General features: G+C 37.3%; 1 protein-coding gene. It reads right to left on the minus strand.

The window, feature by feature from the left end; translation table 11 throughout:
• Positions 1-708: 708 nt before the first annotated feature.
• A complete protein-coding gene (locus AACV33_RS21520) occupies positions 709-795 on the minus strand; it encodes a hypothetical protein (RefSeq protein WP_370527209.1) in 87 nt (28 codons plus the stop codon).
• Positions 796-805: the final 10 nt, after the last annotated feature.

The following is an 805-nucleotide window of genomic DNA, read 5'->3' on the forward strand; positions in this document are numbered from 1 at the left end:
GCTACAAAGAAAAAAGGAAATCCACCCTACTTTCACGCCTAAAAAATTAACGGCTCAATCGCTGAACTGAGCCAAAAAACTGCGTTCTTAGAGTTCGTGTAACGCCTGCATAACACGTTTGCTACGATACAGACTTAACTGAATTTTACTGCCTTAATCACTGAAACTAAAGGCAAACTGACAACGCCGAATGTAGCAAATCGTGTTGATGCATTTGTTACACGTTCTTTGTCAACGCTTCCATTAACTTGGTAAAGAATTGATTTACCAAGATTTACTGTAAACTGAGTTTAATTAGACTGGCTCAATTAAGCGAGCAGAATATCACTTCAACAGCAATAACTGTGAAACGAAACAATCCTTTTTTCTTACACCATTTGTACGATTTTGTTTCAGCAAGTTTTAAGCTGATAAACCAAATATCCTTGCCACAATTGGGATTGGAAATGCTAAGAAGAAAACACTGATGCAAGCTAAAATGAGGCATAACCAAAGAACAATTGAAGCGTAAATTAGCCGCTGAAACGCCTGAATTTGGAGCAATAATAGGTCAATGCCGAACCTGATGAAACGAACACCAAAAAGCAACAAAGAAAAAGGAAATCCACCCTACTTTCACGCCTAAAAAATTAACGGCTCAATCGCTGAACTGAGCCAAAAAACTGCAATCTTAGAGTTCGTTGGTGTGCCCCTCGAAAAGCGAACACTTTATTTTACAAATTTACTTTCAAATTCAAATGGACTCAAGTTGTTTAATGTTGAGTGACTGCGCTTACGATTATAGAAGATCTCAATATATTCAAAT

The organism is Aliivibrio sp. SR45-2 (genome assembly GCF_963890165.1).
Classification (GTDB): domain Bacteria; phylum Pseudomonadota; class Gammaproteobacteria; order Enterobacterales; family Vibrionaceae; genus Aliivibrio; species Aliivibrio salmonicida.